The 22,012-nt window shown below is 47.8% G+C and carries 16 protein-coding genes; 8 read left to right on the top strand and 8 right to left on the bottom strand.

Annotation, left to right across the window (positions count from 1 at the left end; translation table 11 throughout):
* Position 1: 1 nt before the first annotated feature.
* Positions 2-1,885 (bottom strand): UbiD family decarboxylase, encoded by a 1,884-nt coding sequence (locus FSU_RS05480; RefSeq protein WP_014545486.1) that lies wholly within the window; start codon positions 1,883-1,885, stop codon positions 2-4.
* 4 nt (positions 1,886-1,889) lie between these two features.
* Positions 1,890-2,402 (bottom strand): hypothetical protein, encoded by a 513-nt coding sequence (locus FSU_RS05475; RefSeq protein WP_041260035.1) that lies wholly within the window; start codon positions 2,400-2,402, stop codon positions 1,890-1,892.
* Positions 2,403-2,496: 94 nt separating this feature from the next.
* On the opposite strand from FSU_RS05475, the gene FSU_RS05470 reads away from it, so the two are divergent.
* On the top strand, positions 2,497-3,906 hold the full coding sequence (locus tag FSU_RS05470; protein WP_015731796.1) for an MATE family efflux transporter: 1,410 nt from the start codon (positions 2,497-2,499) through the stop codon (positions 3,904-3,906).
* Here the strand turns inward: FSU_RS05470 and FSU_RS05465 are convergent.
* A complete protein-coding gene (locus FSU_RS05465) occupies positions 3,903-4,802 on the bottom strand; it encodes a glycosyltransferase (RefSeq protein ID WP_014545484.1) in 900 nt (299 codons plus the stop codon). The genes FSU_RS05470 and FSU_RS05465 overlap by 4 nt on opposite strands.
* Positions 4,803-4,859: 57 nt before the next feature.
* Between FSU_RS05465 and FSU_RS05460 the strand changes: the two genes are divergently transcribed.
* The 3 genes from FSU_RS05460 to FSU_RS05450 are packed head-to-tail and all read left to right on the top strand — an operon-like array spanning position 4,860 to position 7,861.
* Positions 4,860-5,663: a glycosyltransferase family 32 protein gene (locus FSU_RS05460; protein ID WP_014545483.1), complete on the top strand. Its 804-nt coding sequence runs from the start codon at positions 4,860-4,862 to the stop codon at positions 5,661-5,663.
* 2 nt (positions 5,664-5,665) lie between these two features.
* Positions 5,666-6,688 carry a glycosyltransferase family protein gene (locus FSU_RS05455; protein WP_014545482.1) on the top strand — a complete coding sequence of 341 codons (1,023 nt, stop codon included), beginning with the start codon at positions 5,666-5,668 and terminating at the stop codon, positions 6,686-6,688.
* Positions 6,689-6,697: 9 nt separating this feature from the next.
* Positions 6,698-7,861: a glycosyltransferase gene (locus FSU_RS05450; protein ID WP_014545481.1), complete on the top strand. Its 1,164-nt coding sequence runs from the start codon at positions 6,698-6,700 to the stop codon at positions 7,859-7,861.
* Positions 7,862-7,938: 77 nt separating this feature from the next.
* Here FSU_RS05450 and FSU_RS05445 read toward each other — a convergent pair whose 3' ends face one another.
* Complete coding sequence (locus FSU_RS05445) at positions 7,939-8,688, bottom strand: MBL fold metallo-hydrolase (RefSeq protein ID WP_014545480.1); 750 nt, start codon at positions 8,686-8,688, stop codon at positions 7,939-7,941.
* A 223-nt stretch (positions 8,689-8,911) separates the two neighbouring features.
* On the opposite strand from FSU_RS05445, the gene FSU_RS05440 reads away from it, so the two are divergent.
* The 4 genes from FSU_RS05440 (at position 8,912) to FSU_RS05425 (ending at position 13,687) form a co-directional block, all read left to right on the top strand.
* Entirely contained in the window at positions 8,912-10,384 is a 1,473-nt protein-coding gene (locus tag FSU_RS05440; RefSeq protein ID WP_014545479.1) for an amidophosphoribosyltransferase, read from the top strand.
* Positions 10,385-10,554: 170 nt separating this feature from the next.
* Entirely contained in the window at positions 10,555-11,064 is a 510-nt protein-coding gene (locus tag FSU_RS05435) for a hypothetical protein (protein ID WP_014545478.1), read from the top strand.
* A 199-nt stretch (positions 11,065-11,263) separates the two neighbouring features.
* Positions 11,264-12,823, top strand: a complete 1,560-nt coding sequence (locus FSU_RS15845) for a BspA family leucine-rich repeat surface protein (RefSeq protein WP_244263725.1) — start codon at positions 11,264-11,266, stop codon at positions 12,821-12,823.
* 24 nt (positions 12,824-12,847) lie between these two features.
* Positions 12,848-13,687, top strand: a complete 840-nt coding sequence (locus FSU_RS05425; RefSeq protein WP_015731792.1) for a DUF2971 domain-containing protein — start codon at positions 12,848-12,850, stop codon at positions 13,685-13,687.
* Between the two features lie 86 nt (positions 13,688-13,773).
* On the opposite strand, the gene FSU_RS05420 is transcribed toward FSU_RS05425, so the two are convergent.
* From FSU_RS05420 to FSU_RS05405, 4 genes are all read right to left on the bottom strand, one after another.
* Complete coding sequence (locus tag FSU_RS05420; protein WP_014545475.1) at positions 13,774-15,369, bottom strand: hypothetical protein; 1,596 nt, start codon at positions 15,367-15,369, stop codon at positions 13,774-13,776.
* Positions 15,370-15,715: 346 nt separating this feature from the next.
* Positions 15,716-17,344: a hypothetical protein gene (locus tag FSU_RS05415; protein WP_014545474.1), complete on the bottom strand. Its 1,629-nt coding sequence runs from the start codon at positions 17,342-17,344 to the stop codon at positions 15,716-15,718.
* A 17-nt stretch (positions 17,345-17,361) separates the two neighbouring features.
* Positions 17,362-18,903, bottom strand: a complete 1,542-nt coding sequence (locus FSU_RS05410) for a hypothetical protein (RefSeq protein ID WP_014545473.1) — start codon at positions 18,901-18,903, stop codon at positions 17,362-17,364.
* 248 nt (positions 18,904-19,151) lie between these two features.
* On the bottom strand, positions 19,152-21,908 hold the full coding sequence (locus FSU_RS05405; RefSeq protein WP_244263724.1) for a valine--tRNA ligase: 2,757 nt from the start codon (positions 21,906-21,908) through the stop codon (positions 19,152-19,154).
* Between the last annotated feature and the right edge of the window lie 104 nt (positions 21,909-22,012).

Raw genomic sequence — 22,012 nt, 5'->3', positions numbered from 1 at the left:
TTTACTGTACTCCTGCCTCTTTGAGGATTTGCTTTGCCCTAGCGGTAATTTCGGTAGGGATGGTAAGCTGCTTTTGGTGCTGCGGCTTGATGCGGGCGTCAATAATCAAGGGCGCCTTGCATTTCCAATGCTTGTTTTCAACAGTTTCGTCGAGGCCATAAATATCTTGGGCGGGGTCGGAACGCGTAAACGTGAGCCAGAGAAAATCGCTCAAGATGTTGTTTGCATTTTCGCCATTGTCGGCATTACGGGCGCCTTCGTCAATGATGGAAATCCAGGGATAGTTCTCGCGGAATTCCCAATTGGCGAGGGCTTCTTTGAGTTCGCGGAAAGTCTCGTTGAATGATGGACCTTCGATCATGAGCACGCCGGGCATCACGACGGTTGCATTCTTGAAACCTTGCGGGAGTGCAAGAGTTTTTAAATCGCTCGGATTGTTGCGGAGCTCGCGAATTTTGGCGCCTGCGGCTGCAATCACGACTTTGGAACCGTGGTTGAGGCTTGTGCCGGTGTAGTCGAGCGTGTCGATCGTTGTCGCCGTCTGGAAATGCAAATCGCGGTCGAAGTGGACACGTTCGAGAACGTGTCCGAAGAACGCGGGGACGTTGTTTACATCGAGGCGCGCGGCGGTTTTATTTGCAACGGCTTTCCCGTCAGCAGAGAATCCCACATCTTCTTTGGCGGCGATAAGCAAATACTTTGTTAAACTTGCCTGGTTGAATCCGAGCAGCGCATTAGCCGTCTTTAAAAGTTCCATCGGCTCGCGTTCTTCGGGGCTCACGTACGGCCGGAACGCTTCTGAACCGAGCGCTAGGCAAAGCGGGTGTACGCCAGCATCATCGACCGCGTGAATCCCGTAAACGCCCGGGAGCGAAGCGGGAACCATCGGCTTTGTAATTTCATGAATAAACTTGCCAAAGAGCGTGTCTTCTTGTGGCGGGCGCCCGACGACTGTGAACGGGAAAATCGCGTTCTTTTTGCAGAGGACTTTCTTGACTTTCATGCACGGAAAATCGTGCTTGCCGGAGTAGTAACCGATGTGGTCGCCAAACGGACCTTCGGGTTTTAAGTCGGGCTCGATTTCACCGAGAATGCAAAAGTCAGCATCGCTAGAGACAAGGTAACCTTCGTGTTCAAAGTAACGGAAACGTCGGTTGCCGAGCATGCCTGCAAACAAGAGTTCCGAGAGGTTTTCGGGCATGGGCATCACGGCGGCAAACGTATGCGATGGAGGTCCGCCAATGAAAACGCTCACCTTGAGCGGGCGGCCTTCTTCAATTGCCTTTTGGTGGTGCCTTGCAATATCGCGCTTGATTTGGTAATGCAATCCGCATTCTTCGTTCGGGACGTATTCATTCCCCGAAATTTGGATGCGGTACATGCCTACGTTTGTCTGCATGACGCTTGCATTTTCGCTCGGGCGTGTGGCGACTTGCGGGAGCGTGATGAACGCTCCGCCGTCTAGCGGCCAGCTGACCAGCTGTGGCAAGTCGCTAAGGCTGCATTCTTCGAAGTCTTTGATGCTACCGGAGCGTCTCGGCAAAGAGCTTATTCCGGCAAATCCCGCCTTGAACAATTGTAGCGGGTGCTTGAAAGCGTTCTTGAAAAATTCGACCGGATTTGCCTTGAAATTTACAGCGATTTTCGTCTGTTCAAAGCCTTCACGGAACAGAAAATTGAACCTTTCGTCGCTTCCGAAAATGTTACAGGCGGCACGGAACTTGCTCCCTTTGACATGTTCAAAAAGGAGAGCTGGGCCACCCTGCCTAAAATTTTCCCTCGCGATTTCGGCCATTTCCAAATGCGGATCAACTTCGGCGTGAATACGTTTGAGCATTCCCGCTTTTTCCAAATCCAGCAGGGCCTGTTCGAGGGACTTGTACATGATTTTATCCGGCGGTTGCGGACTGATCCAACGCTTCGAAAGCCTGCGTCTTCTTCTTTGCTTCTACAATAGCGATTTGTTCGCGTGCCATTTCTCTAGCCTTCATGGCGTAAACCAGGCTAGCGCTGTTCATGACAATCGCGAACGTGTCTTCTGCAAAATCCTTGCATCCCTGGAAGGTGAGGTTATCAAAGCAGGTCGTCATGCCTTTAACGGAATCAAACGTGTGAGTTGCCGTAAAGCCACGGAAAGGACCTTCGCCAAGGCGCACGGCGATTTCAACAACGTTGCTCGTCTTGCCCGGCGTGACCGCTCCAATGATGCCAGTCCAACTTAATTTTCTGAAACCCGCCATAATGGTGTAGCGGATAAACTCGCCAGATTCAATGGTCTTGGGCAATGTGTAATAAAGTACGGCGTTCGTTCCGATAGGGAGAGACATCGGCGCATAGCGCAAGATATCAAGCGTCTCCGAAAGTGTGCCGTATTGCCAAGAAGTTTGACTGAATTGAACCATGCCGTATAATGTAGTAAATTTTTTTGTTTTTATACGCATTTCGCTAAATTTTAGGGTTTAATCTGTTATCCCATTTTTTTAAATTGCGTTGAGCATGAACGAGTTAGATGTTGACAAAAGTTTTTTGAAAAAAAGTACCCTCTTTAATATTCTGGGTACAGTCCTCAAAATTTGCGGCCCGCTTTTGACCATTATGCTTGCGCGCATCTTTGGCGCAGGCGAATTTGGCATATTTGTTTCGACTCAGGGCTTGTTGCTTACGATTGCTCGTGCCTCGACTCTCGGCCTGGATATTGGGCTCCGCTGGTATTTGCCGCAGAATAAGCTTCACGGACGTGTGGCTTACAACGGCATTATGGAATCGTTCTGGATTTCGGTCGCCGTTTCGTTGTTCATTACAGTCGTGATTATTGTGGGCTCGTTCACGCCGCTTATTTCGGACGAACTCCCGTACTACGCGATTTCATTGGTGTTCTATTCGGGTATGTACGTGCTCAGCAGTTCTTCGGAAGGGAACCGTAAGCCGTGGATCTCTATTTTTATCAATGACTTTGTGATTGCTGTGATGGCGCCGCTCGTGTCGATTGTGCTCCATTACTTGGATATTCCACATGCGCTCCCGTTCGGCCTCTTGTTCGGGCAGGTGATTGGTTTTACTTTGCACGCAAAAGCGGTGCGCAAACAGTTCAAGACGATGCCGGTGATCCCGCAGGGCCGCGCATCCAAGGAACTGGTGATGTATTCCATTCCGCTTGGCTTGACGGTGTTTGTCGGGAACTTGTTGCAGCGTTCGACTTTGTGGATGGTTCTGTTCTTCCTCGGGGCAGAGGCTTCTGGCGTTTATGCCTTGATGATGACACTTGCAAACGGCCTCCAGACGATTCGAAACGGATTTAACCCGATTATTACGCCGGTCGTTTCGGGCATGGATGAATCCCGCCTCAAGACGGACTTGAAGCCTGTTTATTCGTATTGCGTTTCGATGGCGACGATGATTCAGGTGATTATCGGATTTTTCATCGTGCTTTTCCCCGAAGAAATCATGTCGATTGCGGGCAAGAGTTACGTGGTGCAGCCGATGGCGCTTGGCATTTTGCTCTTCTTCCAGCTGGTCGTGACGTTCTTTGGCATGGTGAATACGGTCATCGATGGCATCGGCAAGAGCGTAGTCAACTTGAAGGCGAGCGTTATCCAGCTTTTAACTTCTGTCGTGGCGGGCTTTATTTTGATCCCGCAATTTGGACTTTTGGGCGCTGCGCTTTCGATGCTGATTTACGGAATCGTCTCGTCCGTTTATTGCAACGTGTATCTGCTCAAGAGAAGTCTCCAGCCGTATTCTTCCAAACTTTGGATTGATATCGTGTGGATGGTGCTCTTGCTTGCGCTTTACATCTTGATTAACGCCCAAGTGGTTACGCTCACGATGGTCGGAAAGATTGCCGTTTACGTGTGCGTGCTGCTCCTGCTTGGGGCGCAGTTCCTGTTCTACAAGAGAAAATTTTAAAGCGATGCGGTGAACAAGTAGCCGAGAACGGTCTTGAGCGTTCCGGTGAAGTTACGCCCGTAAATCGTCTTGGATGTTCTCCACGCATGGGCGAGGTTCTTGAGACGATACGAAAGTCTAGAGTTTGTATGGAACTCGATGGCCTTGCGCAAGATTTCCTTGATGTCGTGGTCTTTTTTGAGTTTTTCGTTATGCGACCACATGTACAGCGCAAATTGTGCGAGACGGTTCTTGCGGACTTCTCTTGAATGCCTCTTGTGCGTAACCTGCGAAGAATGCTTGCGCCATTTTGTCACGACGGTGTCAGTATAGACAAATCGGTTTTCGCCAATGGCGTTTGCGGCAAGGGACCAGTCGTGGGCATATTCGTCGTTTTCGATAGGGAAGAATCGCTCGACCGCTTCACGGCTGATGAGTTGCGATGCGCCTTGATAAAGATTGAAGGCGTAGCACTGGTAAATGAAACGGTCTTTTTGCGAAGTCAGGCAATTGGACTGGTACGGCGTCGGGGAAAATTCCTTGAGCGTGGAACCATCTTCGCGGCAACGGACCGTGCGACCTCCGCAAACGAGATTATCACCAATGGCTTTATGCAAAGTTTCGAGGTGGTTCGGGAGCCACAAATCGTCCTGATCGCTGAATGCGACAAAATCACCTTTGCAAAGCGATACGGCCTTGTTGAAGTTTTCGCGATAACCTAAGTTCTTCTCGTTCCTGTAAACGCGGATTCTCGAATCCTTGCGTGCGTATTCGTCAAGGATTTGGGGCGTGGAATCGGTCGAAGCGTCATCGCAAATTACGATTTCGAAATCTTGTTCGGTCTGAGCCAAAATTGAGTCTAGCTGTTCCCGAATAAAAGTCTTGCCGTTATATGTCGCCATTGCAATTGAAATCATGACTCAAATATAACTATTTGGAGTGGCCGAACAGTAGTAATTTTCTACATTATTTTTATGATTCCTAAAAAGTTGCACTATATTTGGCTTTCCAATGACCCGCTGCCGCAACTTCCGCAGTTGTGCATTGATAGCTGGAAACGTCATTGCCCTGATTACGAAATTGTCCACTGGAATATGGCAAAATGCCAGAAGATTATTGATACGGTCCCGTTTGTGCGCGAGGCGGTTTCGCTTTCTAAGTGGGCTTTCGCAAGCGACTACATTCGCCTTTATGCCGTCTATAGCGAGGGCGGAATCTATTTGGATAGCGATGTTTACATGTACCAGAGCTTTGATCCGTTCCTGGACAATCGCTATTTTACGAATATCGAGTTTACATCGCACTTCAAGAAAAACAAGTCTTGGCAGTACTTGAACGAGGACGGAACCAAGAAGGACCCGAGCCAGATTGCGCTCCCGGGGCTTGCTTTGCAGGCGGCCATTTTCGGTGGCGAGGCCGGGCATCCGTTCCTTAAAAAGTGCATGGAATACTACGAAAACCAGAAGTTCATTTTGCCGAACGGTGAATTGAATATCCAGAATATTTCTCCGTTTGTTTATGCGCATACGGCACAGCAATTTGGTTTTGTTTATAAAAATGAATTGCAGAAACTTTCTGAGGGAATGACGATTTATCCGGGTGATGTATTTTTGCCGAGCTTGAACGAATCGAAGACGAAACCTTTTGCAATTCACGTGACGAACGGTAGCTGGCGCCCGCTTTGGCAACGCATCAAGAACTTCCTCCGAAATGCACCGTGTGGCACGATGGAAAGCCGCCTTGCCGCATACGAAAACAAGAAACCGATTGAGCTTTAAGGATGACTATGCCTTCTGTGAAATATCTTTTTGTGTTGACGAGTTCCCCGAAGGACTTTTTCTGCGAGCAGACGCTTGTGGCGATTGCTTCGCTGCGTGTCCATAATCCGAATGCGTTCGTGACGCTTTTAACGGACGACAAAACGGCCGAAACTCTGACGGGGCCGCGTGCGGTCTTGAAGGATGCGGTCGATGAACTCAAGGTTTTGACGCTTGATGAAAAGTTCACACCAATGCTCCGTTCTCGTTACCTCAAGACGGTGATGCGCAATGTGGTCAATGGCGATTTCTTGTACATGGATTCGGACATCGCGATTGTCGATGACCTCTCGATTCCGGACGAATGGCGCGGTGGCATTTACGCGGTGCTTGACTTCCACACGAATCTCTCGAAGGCAATTAACCGCAAGAAGGTCTTGAACAACGCGAAGATGATGGGCTTTTCGCCAATCCTCAATGATGAAATTTTCAACGGGGGCGTGATGTTTGCCGCCGATACGCCGGAAGCTCGCGAGTTCTTCAAGACTTGGCATGAACTTTGGCTTTACTGTGTTTCCAAAAACTTCCCGTATGATATGGCTTCGCTTGCTGAAACCAATTACAAGTTTGGTTACATCACGAAGAAGATGGATGGCGGTTGGAACTGCCAGCTGGCTTATGGCAACCGCTTCTTGCCGACGGCGAAGGTGTTGCACTTCTTTGGTTCGCGCATTATCGATACGCGTGGCCGCAAGGTGCCGGAATCGATGAACATCTTTTTGCCGAAGATTTTGCGCAAGGACTTTTATACGAACTTGAAGAGCCTCCCCGTGACGGTGAACGCGGATAAGTCCATTCACATCAACGAGTATTACGATGATGTGATTGCGCATGCGAAGGATGAATTCATGTACCAGACGAACAAGGTTGGCGCTGCTGGTGCCTACATCATTCGCTCTTATGCGTTTGCAAAATCGCTTGCCTGGCTGTACAAGAAAATGCCTTTCCTCGTGAAGCCTTTGGAAATCCTGGGCAAGCTTTTCTAGGGGGCGTTTATGAATTTTCTTTTTAATCTCGTGGCGGTGCAGCCGATTCACAGTGCAAAGTTTCACGGTGGCGGCTCTTATGGCGAAGTGATTTTCTGGGCGCTTGTAAAACGTGGTGCAAAGTTCAGTTGCGTTTACGATAGCCGCAAATACTTGTCGCCGGATATTCTTGAAGCTTGCGAAAAGTGCAACATTCCACTTTTTGACATTGCTGAAAAGACGCCGCAGCAGATTATCGACGAAAATGCGATTGATGCGTTCTACACGCCGCTTTATTCGCTCGAAAAGAAATGGCAAATTCAGGTGAAACGTTTTGTATTCACGTGGCATGGCGTGCGCGCTCTCGAAATGCAGTATAGCTGGCAAGGCGTTGGCTTTGCGAAAAAACTTGCACAAAAGCTCGAAGCGCTTGTACGTTATCGCGACAGTTGGAAAAAGTATTTCTATGCGCCCAAGTATCGCGATTTGGCGGCCCGCATTGCCGATGGCCGTGCCGAATGCATTACGGTGAGCGAACATAGCCGCGCTTCAATCAAGTCGTTCTTCCCGGAGCTTCTGGACAAAGAAATCCCCGTTTTCTATAGCCCGATGCTGGATTACGAACCGGAAGGATTCTTGCCGCCGACGGTGAAAACGAAAAAGTATTTCTTGCTCACGAGCGGTGCCCGCTGGGAAAAGAACAATCTGCGTGCGGTCAAGGCGTTTGATGAACTTGTAACAATGATGCGTTCGACAAATCACTTGTTCGACATGAAGCTCGTGATTACGGGTGCAACGAACGTGAAAGTTTACCGCAAGCACATTCGCAACAAGGATGCGTTTGTATTCCTCGGTTACGTGGAATCTAAGGAACTCGAATTCTTGCACAAGAACGCCTATGCGTTTATTTTCCCGAGCTTGAACGAAGGCTTTGGCTATCCGCCGGTGCAGTCGATGCGTTATGGCGTGCCTGTGGCTGCAAGCGGCACAACGTCAGTGCCTGAAGTCTGCGAAAATGCATCACTTTACTTTGACCCGTATTCCGTGAGCGAAATCAAGAACCGCATGATTCAATTGCTGGATCCGGACATTTACGCAATGTACGCTTCTCGCGGTGTTGCTCGTTACGGCGAAGTGCATAAACGCCAGCAAGAGGACCTCGAAAAAGCCGTCGCGTTTGTCCTCGGTGAATAATTAAATGAAAAATTAAATGAAAATGCCCCGGAACGGCGTCCGGGGCGACAAAGTTGCTGGTTTAACTGCGGAACTTTCTACAGTTTCATCACGCGCTTCATTTCGAGATTTTCGTAGCCTTCGGGGCAATGCGTCGAGAGGTAAACGGTCGGGTTGTTGGCGACAAATTCGCGGACACAGTCGAGCGTTTCGCGGGCGGCAGTGATGTCTTCAAAAACGATGCTTAACTTGTTCGCCTTGAGGGCGGCATCGCAGTAGGTCACATCGCCATGCATCATGTAGAAGAGTCCGTCGTTTTCGACGACGATGATGCTGTTGCCTTTGGTGTGTCCCTTCGCTTCAATGAAATAGATTCCGTTTGCGATTTTTTCGCATTTCGGGAAGTTGTGATAAGGTCCGTCCTTGTAAGTGCAGCGCACGATGTTTGCGCCTTCAAGTTTCATGGCGTCGGCATCTTCAGGCGAAACGAAAACCTTCGCATTCGGGAAGTATTGGATGGCCGCGGAATGGTCCGGATGCTTGTGCGTGATGAGAATTTTAGTGACTTGCTCGGGCTTGTAACCGAGTTCCGCAAAAGCTTGGGTGTAGTCCTTTAGCTTTTCTCCCATGTAAAGCGGTGCGCCAAGCTTCTTTTCGGGTGCTGCAAAGTCGTTGACGAACCCCGTATCAACGAGGATGACTTCGCTCCCGGTGTCGATGAGAAAGTTTTGCAGACTACTGCGGTAGATAATCTGTTCGTCAAACTTGTCCTTGCCTTCTTCACCGCCAAAGGCAAACGCCTGGTTCATGAAACCATGGTCAAACATGCGTACGGCTTTAATTTCCATATGCTTCCCCTTCTGAAAATGTATGCTTTTATATCAATATATACTTAAATGGTCCCAAATCAAAATGGGGCATTATTCCAATTGGGAGCGTAAGCAAAAAATATGGCCATTTGCGGGCCTGCCCAGTGGTTGAAATAAAAATTTTCGCTTTTTAGGGCTTGAATATTGCTTAAGATTTCTATTTTTGTGCGTGGAAAATCCTTTTTCTATCCAGGAGTCTTATATGGGCGGCTTTTGTGGTGTTATTTCCAAAGAAGATTGCGTTTGCGATCTCTTTTACGGAACCGACTACCATTCTCACCTTGGCACTCACCGCGGCGGTATGGCTGTTTTGAAATCGGATGGTGTTTTCCATCGCTCGATTCATAACATCCAGAACACTCCGTTCCGCAGTAAGTTTGAACACGATTTAACACATTTTTCCGGCAAGGTTGGCTTAGGCGTCATCTCTGACACGGACCCGCAGCCGCTCGTCATGACCTCCAAGCTGGGAACGTTCGCGATTGTGACTGTTGGCCTCATCACGAACATCGAAGATATTAAGAACGAACTTTTCCGCAACAACTGCATGCAGCTCCAGTTCTCTACAACGAGTGGCATGGTCGGTCCGACCGAAGTTGTTTCAGCGCTTATCGCTACGCAGGATTCAATTATTGACGGTCTCAAGTACGTTCAGGACAAGGTGAAGGGAAGTTGCTCCGTGCTGATTATGGATAGCGCGGGGCGTTTTTATGCGTGCCGTGACAAGTGGGGCCGTACGGCTGTAATCCTTGGTAAGAAGGATGGCGCCATGATCGCCTTGCAAGAAAGCTGCGCACTTCCGAACCTCGGTTACGAATACGTCCGTGATCTTGGTCCGGGTGAAGTGGTCGAGCTCACGCCGGATGGCGATACGACGCTTGTTCCGCCGCGCAAGAAGATGGCAATTTGTTCGTTCCTCTGGGTGTATTACGGTTACCCGGCCTCCAGTTACGAAGGTCGTAACGTGGAAATGACCCGTTACCGTTGCGGTTCCGCTCTTGCGAAGCGCACCCCGACCGAAGCCGATGCCGCTTGCGGTATTCCGGACTCCGGTACGTCTCACGCCTTGGGCTATGCACACGAAGCCGGCATCAAGTTTGCTCGCCCGTTCGTGAAGTACACGCCGACTTGGGCTCGTTCCTTTATGCCGCAGGACCAGCGCCAGCGTGAACATGTCGCCTCGATGAAGCTCATCCCGATTCCGGGTCTCATCAAGGACCGTCGCCTCGTTTTCTGCGATGACTCCATCGTTCGCGGAACGCAGCTCGGTAAGCAGGCCCAGAAACTTTATTCAATGGGCTGCAAGGAAACGCACATGCGTATCGCTTGCCCGCCGCTCGTTTATCCGTGCAAGTTCATCAACTTCTCTCGCTCCAAGAATGAATACGACCTCATCACGCGCCGTTACATTCGCGACCAGGAAGGCGAAAACGCCGATTTGGACAAGTACACCGATCCGAATGGCCAGCCGTACAAGGACATGGTCGAATACATCCGCAAGAAGCTGAACCTCACGTCGCTTGCGTTCCAGCGCATTGACGACTTGATTCAGGCTATCGGCCTCCCGGAAGAAGACCTTTGCACCTACTGCTGGACTGGCAAGGACTACGCCGAAACGGGTGACTGCTATCATTGCCCGTGCCATTGCCACGATAAGGAAAAGGATAAGGAATAATCCGCAATTCGAAATGTCGCGGGCATGCCCGCACGTTTGATTGAAATTGAAAATCCGACCTCATGCGAGGCCGGATTTTTTATTAGTATATTTTAACAGTTCAATTATGCTTATTGCTGCTTACTATGTAGCATGTTAGTATAAATTCATTCTTTAAACGAGGAAATATTATGGCTCTGTGTAGAAGGTGTGGAGTTCGGGAAGAAGGTTATTTATCTGATGGGCTATGTCAGGATTGTTATAACGAAAAAATTGAAGAAGAAGAACATCGCGAACGGATGGAAGAACTTCAGCGTCAAGCTGCTGAAGACTCTGCTAGAGCTTTGAGGGAAGCCGCCGAAGCAAAACGTATTGCGGGATTGAAAACGTTTACCTGTTTTCGTTGTGAGGCTACATTTAATGAAGAACAGGGGCTTTCTGCTGTTAAGAGCCCTTTAGGTAAGCCATTGTGTAATGATTGTTTGCAATCGTATGCTTTGTGCTGTTGCTGCCATAAATTTTTTTTGGAGGACAAAAATCCAATAAAAACTTTCTCGTATGAGTATGTGGATGGCGCTCATGTTGAACGAAAAAAATCCTCTAAGAAAATGTGTTTTGGATGTCAAAATACAAAAGGTAGAGAATATATTATTAGACAAAAAAAATTAGCCGAAAAATTTGATTCGCAGAATAAACGTTAATTACTAGGGGCTTATGATGTCTTTTTTTAGCAGATTATTTAAAAAACGTGATCGCATGGACGATTTTGATAGCATGATTGCTGGATTGGCAAACCATCCTAAAAGAAAGGAAGAACTTCAATCGTTGATCAAAAGGGCGATTGAAAGTAAAGGGCCGAATTGTGATTTGAATTATATCGATGTATCTCAAATTACAGATATGAGCTATCTGTTTAAAGAGTCGGAGTTTAATGGCGATATCAGTAAATGGAATGTTTCGAATGTGAAGGATATGAGTAGCATGTTTGCTGGCTCCGAATTCAATGGAAATATTAGCAATTGGGATGTATCAAGTGTGACTGATATGAGTAATATGTTTGGTTGCGTTGACGATGATTTTTCCGATAGTGAATCGGAATTCAATGGTGATATCAGTAAGTGGAATGTCTCAAATGTGACGAATATGAGTGGAATGTTTAAACACTCCGAATTTAATGGCGATATCAGCAAATGGAAAGTTTCAAATGTGACGGATATGAGTAACATGTTTGCTAGCTCCAAATTCAATGGAGATATTAGCAAGTGGAATGTTTCAAATGTGACGAATATGAATAACATGTTTGGAGAGTCGGAGTTTAATGGCGATATCAGTAAATGGAATGTCTCAAAGGTAACGAATATGAGTGACATGTTTGCTAGCTCCAAATTCAATGGAGATATTAGCAACTGGGTTGTATCAAGTGTGACTGATATGAGTAATATGTTTGGTCAGAATTTCGCGGATGGTTCGAAATTCAAAGGTGATATCAGCAAGTGGGATGTTTCTAGTGTGACGAATATGAGTAACATGTTTGAAGAGTCCGAATTTAATGGTGATATCAGCAACTGGGATGTGTCTAATGTAACGAGAATGTATAGAATGTTCCGTAAGTCCAAATTTAGTGGGGACATTAGTAAGTGGAATACGTCCAAAGTTACCGATATGGAAGGATGCTTTTCTGGCTCTATTTTTAATGGTAATATCAGCAATTGGAATGTTTCTAATGTAACCAATATGCGCAGTTTGTTCTTTGAATCAAAATTTAATGGGAATATTTCTACATGGAATGTTTCTCGTGTTGAGAATATGATGAAGATGTTTTACGGATCCTCATTTACGGGTGATATTTCGAACTGGAATGTTTCGAATGTGAAGGATATGAGTAGCATGTTTGCTTGCTCCAAATTCAATGGTGACATCAGTCAATGGAATGTGTCAAAAGTCACAAATATGGAAAGAATGTTTGATAAATGCGAAAATTTTGATGGTGATGTTTCAAAGTGGGATGTTTCAAGTGTAACGAATATGGAAAGTATGTTCCATGGGACAACGTTTTCTGGTAATGTTTCCAACTGGAATGTTGCTAATGTAAAAGATATGAGTGCGATGTTCTCTGCATCGAAATTCAGTGGCGATGTCAGTAAATGGAATGTTTCCAAGGCAGAAGATATGAGTTATATGTTTTGGGGATGTAACGTATCTTCGGATTTGTCTCAATGGGAGGTGTCCCATGTAAAGGATATGAAGAAGATGTTTATGAAAACAACCTTTAGCGGTGATATTTCCAAGTGGAATGTTTCCAATGTTACCGATATGGAAAGTATGTTTCAAGAATCTTCCTTCCATGGTGATATTTCCAAGTGGAACATTGCAAGCAAATGGAAACAGGGAACCAAAATAACGGATATGTTTGCAGAAGGTCAATTCACTGCAGATGAAATTAACGCCCTGTTCAATTGATTTTATAAACACAAGGTGTTAGTAATGAAGAAATCCCCTTTTATTTGGAATAACGTTCATTTCGTTGGTGAATTGTCTCTTGACTGGGAAAATCCTAAAGTTTGTCGTTATATGCCTTTTTCCCGCGTTTGTGAAATGTTGAAAAATCGACAAATTGCTTTTGTGTCGCCAGAATTGTGGGAGGATCCTTTTGAAAAACGTTTCTACGATGTTAAGGTTGTGAAGAATAAGGAGGGGAAGCCTAAAGAGTCCGTTGCTTTACCGAACATGGCGTGTCTTTGCTTTACAAGTTCCTCAAGTGAAAATGCTGAAGCTTTTTGGAGTAGAAGCAAAACTTCCGATGAACCGTATATTCGTGTAGTATTTGATTTGTATGAACTTTTGGATGCTTTAAATTCTTTTGCTGATAAACATAGTGCTAGAATATATTTTGCTGCTGCTAAATATGAATTTGAACACGAAATAAAAAATGTTCATAAAAAGCGAAATTTTACTGAAGATAAACTTGAACGTTCGTATGTTAGCTTAATGTCTCTGAAGCGAAAAGCTTTTAGTTACGAGCAAGAATTGAGATTGTTTATTGTTTGGGATAAAAACTCAAAAAAAATTAAAGACTTTGATAAAAATAAAGTTGTTTTTGTTTCCTATAAAAAATCTTTTAATAACTTAATCAAACGTATGACTTTTGATCCGAGGCTTGATTCGTTTGAAGATGATGAAAATAGTGAAAAAGATAAGAAAGCCGAATCAAAATACGAAAAGGAATTAAAGCAGGTTTTAGAGGATGCTAAATTGAATATAGATCCTGATTTTTCAGGCCTTTATTCGGGTTGTAAATGTCGTGAAATTGAATTGTCTAAATAAAAAAATTTCATTCATGGTGAAATTGAAAATCCGACCTCATGCGAGGCCGGATTTTTTTATATCAGGAGATGTCTATGGGACTTTCTTTAGTGGCGTTTCTTCTTGTTGGAACCCGCTGTGAAGGTGTTACTGCATGTGCCTCCGTTATACGGGCCAATGGCTTGAATGTTGAAGTTGTAGGAACCCGGAGCTGCCTGCATCTTGAATTTGAGGGATGCAAGCATTCTAGAAGCCTGTTCGCCAGTGATCTTGGTGGCGCCCTTGTACCAGGAGGGCTGCTTGAAGTCGGACCATTTGAGGAACTTTGTCGTGCCGACGGTGCTCTTCGGGAGGAATGCTGCCGGTAATGCGTAACCGATGGCTGCGTCCATTTCTTCGCCGAGGCTCATTTCAAGGGCCGGTGCGACATCGGAAATGTACGAGATGCATACGCCACCCATGCCTGCGGCATCGGCTGGTTCGAGGTCGCCATACTTCGATTCACCAGCCAAACCAAAACCTACGCCAACGTACGGACTGTAAGTCAGAGTTCCCTTGGAGAGAATTGCTGTGCCGCAGAGGCCGCCGCAGTAGTCAATAACCGGATCAATGGCGTCATCGCTGTATTCGTTGCCGAGTTCTACTGGCCAAACGATTTTTGAAGCGCCGCCATCAACGTCGTCGCCGTAGCTGAACCAGTAGCCAGATGTTGCGGAGCCGTTATCGTAACCGGTTTGAATCTGGTAAATGCTGTTGTAACCGAACCAGGTTTCGAAATCGTTTGTTGTCGGTGCCGGAGGATCAATCGGATCAGGCGGGTCCACCGGGTCAGGGATTGTCGGCGTTGGCTTGTAGACCGGGAACATGGAGTCCTTGCAGCCATCGTATGGGCCAACCGCTGCAATGTTGAAGCTGCCGAGAGAACCGCTTGTTCCCTGGAATTTGAATCTGAGAGAAACGAGCTGCTGGGCTGCTTTCTCGCCGGGCATCTTGAATGAACCCTTATACCAGGAGGGCTGCTTGAAATCAGACCAGGAGAGGAACTTTGTCGTGCCTGTAGCGCTCTTGGGGAGGGTTGCGCTCGGAACGGCGTAACCGACGTTTTCTTCCATTTCATCGGTGAGGCCCATTTCAAGCGAAACTATCATGTCAGATGCATAAGTGACGCAGACACCGCCCATGCTTGTGGCGTTTGCAGGTGCTGGTGTCGGGTCACCGAAGACCCTTTCGCCAACCAGGTTGAAACCGACGCTAACAAACGGATTGTAGGTCATAGAACCTTTATTGAGCAAGTATGTACCGCAAAGACCGCCGCAGTGCTCAATAATATTGTCCATCGCGTCGTCGCTGTAATCGTTGCCCTTTTCGGCTGGCCAGAAGATTTGAGAAAGTCCGCCTTCGCTTTCATCATTTTTAGAGAGCCAGTAACCGTATGATTCTGTTTCGTTGCCAAATCCGGTTTCAATTTGCGGAATACCTTCATAGCCGTACCAGGTCTCAAAAGATGAGTGGGGACGTACGGTGGATGAAGATGATTCAACGAGATTGCTTGACGAGCTTCTGATTATCGGGTGGTCATGGCCCGGGTCGTGTTCCGGGGGCATGATGTCATCCAAGTAGCTACAGGCTGTAAATGGAAGTGATGCGGCAATCAACGCGAAAAGCGATGCCTTGCCGAATGATTTTCTCTGTTTTCTGTTCATAAGGTTCCTCCTATTCGTTTAAGTTGGTACTGAAAATATATATAAGTTAAAATTGAAAAGAAAAATTAATTTTTGTACAAAAGATGAATTTGTTACTTTGTTTGTTATACTGAATTTCTTTTTAATACAAAAGGGTTATTCAATATAATACGTGAACTTGTGCTGAAATATCAAGAATGTTGTTCTATATAATACGAGTTGTAGTGCTATTGGTGTGCTTTATGATACATGCTTTTTGAGCCAAAAATGGTAATGTAATTTTTTGCTTTCAAAAATATGACGCTGGAAAAGCGCAAAAAAAAGGCACTCCATGTGGAGTGCCTGTTTTCAAGTTGAATAGTGTCGTTTATGGGTAGCAGTAGCCTCTGTTGTACGGGCCGATAGACATGATGTTGAATTTGCCTGCAGAACCGCTTTGACCGTGCGCTAGGAAATGAACTGCGGCTAGTGATTTTGCGGCTTCTGCTCCTGTAATCTTTTTGTCTCCATCATACCATGAGGGCTGCTGGAATTGCGACCATTTCACGTACACCGTGTTGACTTCTTTGCTTGCGGGAATCGAAACGATTGGCAACGCGTAATTCAGTTCTTCGTCTTTCTTATCGCCGAGTCCCATTTGTATATACATGTCATTGTCGGATGTGTACGAAACGCAAACCCCGCCCATGTTTGTTGCATCTATTGTTGTCAGGTAGGATATATTGCTCTCGGGATTGATTTCTTCTCCAGCTATAATGATGCCAATTCCTACAAATGGCTCTTTTTCGTCGGGGAATTGGAATTTGTTAAGATAGTATTCCGCGCAAATTCCCTTACATTCTTCTATAAGCTCCATTCTCCAACTGTCAAAGGAGTCCTCGCTGAAGTTGTCATAAGGTGGGTCTATCGGCCAGGTTATTGATGAAGCGCCATTTTGCTGGTCATCGAAAATGCTGAACCATATACCCGATGTTTTACTCCCGTTGTCGTAACCGGTTTTGATTTCGAAATCTCTAGAACCATGCCAGGTTCGGAATGGACTTTTAGAGAGCTGTGCAACGGAATCTACGTTGGCGACTGTTCTGCATGTTCCGTAACGACCTATGGACATGATGTTGAAGTGATTGGATGCATCTTGACTGCCCTTTAATGTGAACATGAGCGAGACTAGACTCTTTGCGGCGTCTTCACCGGATATCCTCATATTGCCTGTTCCGTCTTGCTTGAAATCTTTCCAAGTGAAATCTTTCATGACGGGGGTGGATGCTTGGGGAAGCGTGGCGCGAGGAAAATCGAGGGCGAGATATTTATTCGAAACATCGTCTATGTGCATTTCGAGATAAACCTCTGTGTCGGAGGTGTAAACAACGCAGAGTCCTTCTAGTTCAGAAATGTCGGTGACGATACGTTTATTTTGTTCGTCAACACCGGCAACGTTAAATCCGATACTCGCGTATAGATTGTTTACTTGGTCTCGCTTTACGAGCGTTTGTGTTACGCAAATGCCGCCGCATTGCTCAATCATATCTGCAAAGCAGTCGTCAGCGAAGGTGCAATCTCTGTTGTCGAAGCCCTCCCAAGTGATTGTGGAACCTTCCGTTTGATATTCCGTGTCGGATTCATCAAACCAATAACCGGAAGTCTCGAAGCCTGCATCGAAACCGGTATTGACGCGGGAATCTCGGTCTCTACGAGCGCACCACATGTCACCGCAAATAGCCTCTTTGGTCTTGATTATGGGCGGCTGTGCGCTGGAACTGGATGGAGCAATCTGCGAACTGGATAGCGCTACGCTACTTGACGAAACGGCGAAATCGCTTGAAGAACCTGCAATTATAACGGAACTGGACGATGCAAAAATACCGCCGTTAGAAGAGCTTGATTCAAACGAGGGCGGAGGCGCCACGGTATCGGAGTCTCCGCAAGCGACAAAGGTTGCAGAAACTGCGATGGCTGCTAATATATACGGCTTGAAAAATTTTTGCGAGCAAAGCATATGGCGCTCCTACTGCTTTACGGATGGCAATCGCCACCGTTGTACGGCCCAACGGACTTGATGTTGACAGATGCTTGCGTGCCGTGTTCCCCAGGTATCTCGAATTTAATCATGGTTAGGATTTTTGCGGCTCCTTCACCGGAAATCTTTTTTCCGTTTCCTTCGCTCGGTTGTTTGAAATCTGCCCATGCAACGTACTTGGTCATAGGTGTTTGACTCTTTGGGAGTACTTTGGTGGGAAGGTTGTAATCGTATTCTTCCTCTTTTGCGCCGAGCCCTAATATGAGGTCTATGTCGTTGTTGGAGGTGTAGGTGACGCAAACGCCGCCCATAGCGGATGCATCAACCGGTTCACCCGTATATATATCGTCGTCTAGACTTTTTTCTCCGGCAATGTTGAAACCTAGCCCGATAAAAGGACTCCTTTCGGTCATTTTTCCTTTGTTAAATTCGATTGTTCCGCAAATTCCTTCGCAATGGTCTATGATGGGGTCCATCCAATCGTTTTCGCCTGGTATATAGTCTGTTTCTACAGGCCAAACAATATAAGATGCTCCGGCGATAGGGTCGTCTCCGTAAGTGAACCAGTATCCGGATGTTTCTGTTCCTGCATCGTAGCCGGTTATGATTCGATAATCTCCGAGGCTACCATACCAGGTTTCAAACGGTGAAGTCTTGGGCAAGTTCGGGTTCGGATCGGAATCTGGGTTTTGGTCAATGGGTGGTGTCGGTGGCGGTGTGTATGTGCAATTCCCGTAACTGCCGACTTCTATAATGTCGAATCTGGATTCGCTGCCGGTTGTTGCTTGAACTTTGAATTGAATAGAAACGAGTTTCTTTATGGCTTCTTCGCTTGTGATTTTGTTTTTCGCCCAAGCGGGCTGTAGGAATTCAGACCACTTGATGTTGAATGTTTCGGGTGTTGCTGTTTTTCTGAGACTTTTGATAGGGAGTGCGTATTCGTAGATGGCGTTTTGTGCTTCGCCAAGTGAAAGTTCCAGAGTCGGGGCGAAATCGGAGGAGTAGGTAATGCAAATGCCTCCCATGTCTGTCGCATCAATAGCTACGAGCTCGCCTTGTGCATTTTTGCCCGCTAAATCGAATGCGACTGCTGCGAACGGGTTGTAGGTCATGTTTGCTCTATCCAGAACAAATGTTCCGCAAATGCCTTCGCATTGCTCGGAAGCTGCTGCGACCCAAATAACTTTTGATGCGCCGTTAAACGCAGAATCGTTGACTTCGTACCAGTAGCCAGAAGTTCCTGTTCCTGCATCGTAACCGGTTATGATTTGTTGTGCTTTGTCGGTCCCGCGCCAGGTCTGGAATCCGGCTTGTATAATAGGGGACTGCGCGCTGCTAGAACTTGATGCGAAAATTTCTGAGCTAGAAAGGTTTTCGCTGGAGGTAGGAATGCCGTCGCTTGAAGAGCTTGATTCTGTGGGGCCTGCGACAGGCGTGTTTGCGAATGGCGTGCTTGGATTGGAATCGGTACATGCGGTAAACGTAAATGATGCTGCAGCGAGTGCAAACAGTGATAATCCACAACTCTTCAAATGCATTGGATTTCCTCCGGATAGTTCAATTTGATAATTGTAAAATACATAATTTGAGGGAGTTGTGTAATGAATTTTTGTCTTAAAAAACTTATTTTTTATTACTTTGTCTAAATGATACGGTTTTAATTTTTTATGATACGTTGAGGGATAAAAAAGAGGCGCTCCGCGGGGGAGTGCCTCTTTTGAAGTCTTAGGAGATTCCCGGTCATCCCCGTCAAGCGAGGACAGGCGCCGGGAATGACTAGTAGCGATTAGCGCAGTTCCTTCAGCGCGGCCTCATTCTTAGCGATGATGTCCTGCTGTGTCGCGAGCTTGGTGCGTTCGGCGTTCACGACTGCTTCCGGAGCTCCGTTTACGAACTTTTCGTTGGAGAGCTTCTTTTCGATGCTGGCAGCGAAAGCCTTGGCCTTTTCGATTTCCTTTTCGAGGCGTGCAATTTCTGCAGCCGGGTCAAGGATACCTTCGAGCGGGATGTAGAGTTCGCCACCCGGCACCACGGAGCTTGCGCTGAACTTCGGCTTTGCAGCCTTCACGGCCACAGAGAACGATTCAAGTCCACCGAGTTCGGTGATGATAGCCTGGCAATCCTTCACGCTTGCTTCGGTTTCGGCGGTATCGACGCTCACGACAGCCTTGAGCTTGGTAGCCGGGCTTACGTTGTAGCGACCGCGCACGCCACGCACGCTTTCCACGACAGCGAATGCCTGGTTGAATGCGGCTTCGATCTTGGCGTCGATGAGGCTTGCGTCGGCCTTCGGCCAAGCGCTGTTGATCACGCGTTCAGAACCCGGGAAGAGCGTTGCGTTCAGTTCTTCCGTGATGAACGGCATCACCGGATGCAACAGGTCAATCACGCCGCGGAGCACGTGGCTGAGGATAGCCATAGCGTTCTTCTTTTCGGCGGTGAGCGTTTCGCTGTTGATTACGGCCTTCTTGATTTCCAAGTAGCTAGAGCAGACATCGTCCCAGACAAAGCGGTAGAGGAAGCCGGCGAGTTCAGCAAAGTGGAACTCTTCGAGCATCTTCGTTGCGTCCTGGATGGTGGAGTTCAAGCGAGAGAGAATCCAGCGGTCTTCGAGAGCGAAGATCGAAGAATCCATCGGGAGCATATCCTTGGAAAGTGCGCCAGCCTGTTCCAAGTGCGGGAACAAGAAGCGGCAAGCGTTCCAGAGCTTGTTCGAGAAATTACGACCAATTTCGAACTTTTCGCTCGTGTTGATGACAGAACCATCTTCCTGCTTTTCCTTCTTCACCGGGAGTCTGACGTCCTGGTTGTCGGTGCAGAGGCTTGCCATCACGAAGCGGAGAGCGTCCGTGCCGTACTTCTTTTCGATATCCATCGGGTCCACGCCATTGCCCTTGGACTTGCTCATGGTCATGCCATTGCCGTCCAAAATCTTCGGGTGGATGTACACCGTGTGGAACGGAACCGTGCCCATGTTTTCCTGGCTGAAGAGCACCATGCGGGCGACCCAGAGCGTAATGATGTCGCGGCTCGTCACGAGCACAGAAGTCGGATAGTACTTCTTGAGCGTGTCCGTCTGTTCCGGCCAGCCCATAGTGGAGTGCGGCCAGAGACCACTGGAGAACCACGTGTCGAGCACGTCTTCTTCCTGCACAATCTTGTGACCGGCAACTGCATCTTCCTTCAAGTTTTCTTCTTCGGAGCAGATGAGCCAGATGCCGTTCTGAGCCTTGTAATAGTAAATGTCGTTACGGCCTGCGAATGCCTTGTTCAAGTCCTCTTCGGTCGTCGTTTCGTCGGCGTGCCAAATAGGAATGCGGTGGCCCCACCAGAGCTGACGGCTGATGCACCAGTCGCGCTTTTCCTTGAGCCAGTCGAGGTACTTGTTTGCATAGCGTTCCGGAATGATCTTGATTTCGCCGCTCGTGACAGCCTTCATGGCGTTGTCGGCGAGAACGTCCATCTTCACGAACCACTGGTCGCTCAAGTACGGTTCAATCACAGTCTTGGAACGGTCGGAGTGACCCACCTGCATTTCGTGGTCTTCGACCTTGATGAGGAGGCCCAAGTCTTCGAGACCCTTCACCACGGCGTCGCGTGCGGCCTGACCCTTCATGCCCTGGAACGGACCGGCATTCTCGTTGAGGCTGCCGTCGTCGTTCATGATGTTGATCATCGGGAGCTTGTGGCGGAGGCCCGTAGCGTAGTCGTTCGGGTCATGAGCCGGAGTCACCTTCACGGAACCCGTACCGAATTCCATATCGACGAGGATCGCGTCTGCAATCACCGGAATTTCGCGGTTCACGAACGGAACCTTGAGCATCTTGCCGATGAACTGCTTGTAGCGTTCGTCGTTCGGGTGCACAGCGAGAGCCGTATCGCCCATGATCGTTTCCGGACGAGTCGTCGAAACCGGGATGAATCCCGAACCGTCGGCGAGAGGATACTTGAACGTCCAGAAGTGACCCTTCACAGTTTCGTAATAAATTTCATCGTCTGCCACAGCCGTCTGGAGCTTGGTGTCCCAGTTCACGAGACGCTTGCCGCGGTAGATAAGACCCTTCTTGAAAAGGTTGAAGAATGCGTGGCGGACAGCCTTTGCGCAAACCGGGTCGAGCGTGAAGCGCTGACGGCTCCAGTCGCAGCTGACGCCGAGGCTCTTGAGCTGCTTCGTGATGCGGGCTTCGTATTCGTCCTTCCACTTCCAAATGCGTTCCACGAGGGCGTCGCGGCCAATGTCGTGGCGTGTCTTGTGTTCGTCCTGGAAAAGTCTCTTTTCGACGACAGCCTGCGTGGCAATGCCGGCGTGGTCCGTGCCCGGAATCCAGAGCGTGTCGCGGCCAGTCTTACGGCGATAGCGGACGAGAATGTCCTGCAGCGTGTCGTTCAGAGCGTGGCCGAGGTGCAGAGCACCCGTAACGTTCGGAGGCGGAATGACGACGGAGAACGGTTCACCCTTTCCGCTCGGGGCAAAATCATTATTCTTGTTCCATTGGTCGTGCCAACGGTCTTCTACAATTTTCGGATTATAACGAGTTTCCATTTCCATAATGCGCCAAATTTAGTAAAATAGACGAGAGACTAAAGACGAGAGACGAGAGAATTGCAATTGAAAAAGCAATTAAAAAGGGTAGGAGGGGGAAAGCC

Origin of the sequence: Fibrobacter succinogenes subsp. succinogenes S85, assembly GCF_000146505.1 — a bacterium.
GTDB lineage: Bacteria > Fibrobacterota > Fibrobacteria > Fibrobacterales > Fibrobacteraceae > Fibrobacter > Fibrobacter succinogenes.
Note: the sequence above shows the minus strand (reverse complement) of the source record. Positions and strands in the feature narration are given on the sequence as shown.